Origin of the sequence: Mesorhizobium carmichaelinearum (assembly GCF_900199455.1) — a bacterium.
Taxonomy (GTDB): Bacteria; Pseudomonadota; Alphaproteobacteria; order Rhizobiales; family Rhizobiaceae; genus Mesorhizobium; species Mesorhizobium carmichaelinearum.
The window spans coordinates 1-632 of sequence record NZ_FZQR01000145.1 but is presented as its reverse complement, the minus strand read 5'-3'; the positions used below and the strand labels follow the sequence as shown (position 1 = coordinate 632).

Genomic DNA, 632 nt, shown 5'->3' with positions numbered 1-632 from the left:
CAACTAAAAAAGCTATGAAAAAATCTATCTTTATAGATTCGTTCATAGCTAATCTTATTATTTTAAATTTACTTATTTAAGTTGTAGTGCTTTATTCGCAATGTCATGACGATAGAATAAATGGTCACTTTGTATTTGTGATACTTTTTTGTATGCGTCTCGCTGTGCATCTTGTACATTGTCACCTTTTCCGATGGCAAGTATAACTCTACCACCTGAAGTAACAAAGGTATCACCTTGCTTCTTTAATCCACTAACAAAATAGTTTTCATTTAAATCAAAGCCACTTACTTTATGCCCTTTTTCATATGCATCAGGATATCCTTTTGATGCCAACATGACCCCTACAATAGATTCATTTTTCCATTTGAATTCAGTACGTTTTCCTTCATCTAAATCAATAATATGCTGCATTAAATCACTTTCCATGCGACTTAATAATACTTGAGCTTCAGGATCACCAAAACGGGCATTAAATTCTATTACTTTTGGACCATCTTTAGTTAAAATAGCACCAATGTATAATACACCGAAGAATTGATAACCTTCATTAAGCATTGCCTTTGCAATGGGTTGTGCAATTGTTTCATTTGTAAGTTTTAAAACATCGTCACTAATATGTGGTACTGGAC

The 632-nt window shown here is 32.6% G+C and carries 1 protein-coding gene; it reads right to left on the bottom strand.

Annotation, left to right across the window (positions count from 1 at the left end; all coding sequences use genetic code 11):
• Positions 1-72: 72 nt before the first annotated feature.
• On the bottom strand, positions 73-632 hold a 560-nt coding region (locus CKW40_RS46235), incomplete at its 5' end, for a phosphoribosylglycinamide synthetase C domain-containing protein (RefSeq protein WP_095205404.1).